Source organism: Mesorhizobium sp. M7A.F.Ca.CA.004.12.1.1, assembly GCF_003997835.1.
Classification (GTDB): domain Bacteria; phylum Pseudomonadota; class Alphaproteobacteria; order Rhizobiales; family Rhizobiaceae; genus Mesorhizobium.
On sequence record NZ_RZRK01001206.1, the window covers coordinates 1 to 1241 of the forward strand.

The 1241-nt window shown below is 65.8% G+C and carries 1 protein-coding gene and 1 pseudogene; both read right to left on the minus strand.

Features of this window, described 5'->3' with window-relative positions; translation table 11 throughout:
* A pseudogene (locus EN984_RS35140) lies at positions 1 to 384 on the minus strand (hypothetical protein); the annotation flags it as partial.
* Positions 385 to 507: 123 nt separating this feature from the next.
* Positions 508 to 1041, minus strand: coding sequence for a hypothetical protein (locus EN984_RS35145; RefSeq protein ID WP_127267943.1), 534 nt, complete (start codon positions 1039 to 1041; stop codon positions 508 to 510).
* Between the last annotated feature and the right edge of the window lie 200 nt (positions 1042 to 1241).

The following is a 1241-nucleotide window of genomic DNA, read 5'->3' on the forward strand; positions in this document are numbered from 1 at the left end:
GACCTGGCCGACGTGCACAAGGAAACCAGCGAGGCGGTGACATCGCTCGCTGGTTTCCTTGTGCACGTCGGCCAGGTCATCGACCCCGACGGCTGCCGGCGGTTCCGGTTCAAGCGGCACGAGCGTGTAGCCGAGCATGTTGGCCAGCTCTTCCAGCATCATCGGCGCGCCGAGCTGCCGATCGAGTGCCACGATGACGGCGGCGTTGATGAAGTTCGGCTCCGAGCGGGAGCCGTATTTCGACAGCATGTCGGTCGGCACGCCCGCGACGTGCTGGAAGACGCCAGGTCCGCCGGCGAGCTTGATCAGCTGCTCGGTGCGCGCCTTGATCCGAATGCGATCTTCGGCCGTGGTCAGGAAAAGGGCAGGGTCGAGCTTGGACATGGCAGCTTCCGGACAAAGCAAAGCCGTCAAGGAATTTTTCTTGCGAAAAGATTCCGTGCAGGCAGGAAGGGGTTTGATTCAGTGTGCGGGCGTCAGTTCACGGAGGCCCGCAAGCAGATGCACTCATGGTCCGCCACCTCGAAATCGGTTTGCCGCCCGGCGCGCATGCGCGCCGGCGAGATCGTCATCCAGATCGGCCACCGCACGGGCCAACACCCCGGCGCCGATCATCGTGGCGTATTCGGTCAGCGCCAGGGCGACGGCGCGCGCGTTCGTGCAGCGCTCGTAGGCGGCGACCGCGCGCACCAGCACCATCACATGGTCGGGCAGCAGGATCGCGTTGCTGGAAAGATCAGGCGCGCCGGCCGAAGAGGCATCAACTGCCGGCGCGCTGTCCTGGCCGGCACGAACGCTAGCCGGACAGGAGGACCCGTCCTCCGAAGCACGCAGTGCGCAGGAGGATTCAGTGAAATGGGCAAAGGGGGCGCCGCCCAGGGAGGAGCCGGACGGCGCGGCTGCGGCTTGGGAGGCCAACGCAGCGGGGAATTCATAGTCGACGGCGCCAGCCTGGCGCGGCACGAGGCGTTCGGTGAAGCCGACACCGGCAAGCCGTGCGCCACGATCGGCAAGAGCAGGAGAGGCGAGGCGCTGGCTCATGCTGGCACCGCAATCTCGGGTGCACGATGATGGCCGACAGAAGCAAGCTGACCGAACCGACCATCATCTTCGACACGTTCTGCACAAGCGTCGATGTCGATGCGCACGAAGAGTTCGTCAGGCTGACAGGGTGCGATGAAGTACCGGTCGTCGGCTACGACGGCCCGGAACTGCGCATCGTCGCGCGCATGGCGCTGCCG

Excerpts from the sequence above, each read along its gene's own strand:
- EN984_RS35145 (WP_127267943.1), bottom strand. The coding sequence starts at position 1,041 with ATGAGCCAGCGCCTCGCCTCTCCTGCTCTTGCCGATCGTGGCGCACGG.